The organism is Salifodinibacter halophilus, from assembly GCA_012999515.1.
Classification (GTDB): domain Bacteria; phylum Pseudomonadota; class Gammaproteobacteria; order Nevskiales; family Salinisphaeraceae; genus Salifodinibacter; species Salifodinibacter halophilus.
This window is the reverse complement of record JABEEB010000762.1, coordinates 1-235: the sequence shown is the minus strand read 5'-3', so window position 1 is coordinate 235 and position 235 is coordinate 1. Positions and strand designations below refer to the sequence as shown.

General features: G+C 73.6%; 1 pseudogene. It reads left to right on the top strand.

Annotated features, from left to right (window positions below):
- Positions 1-63: 63 nt before the first annotated feature.
- Positions 64-141, top strand: a pseudogene (locus HKX41_13625) (UvrD-helicase domain-containing protein).
- The last annotated feature ends 94 nt before the right edge of the window (positions 142-235 follow it).

The following is a 235-nucleotide window of genomic DNA, read 5'->3' as shown; positions in this document are numbered from 1 at the left end:
GCGATCTTCCGCCGCGTGTTCGGCGAGGCCGCGGCGGACGGCGATGAGGCGCAACCGGCCGGCCTGTTCCTGATCGGCGATCCCAAGCAGGCGATCTACGGCTTCCGCGGCGGCGACGTGCACACCTACCTGGGCGCCGCCTGCGCCTGCGCGGCGGCGGCCAGGGCCTCGATCACGACCGCGTTGCGCGCGTGCGCTTCGGGCCGGTACGGCGATATCGCGCCGTGCTTGATCG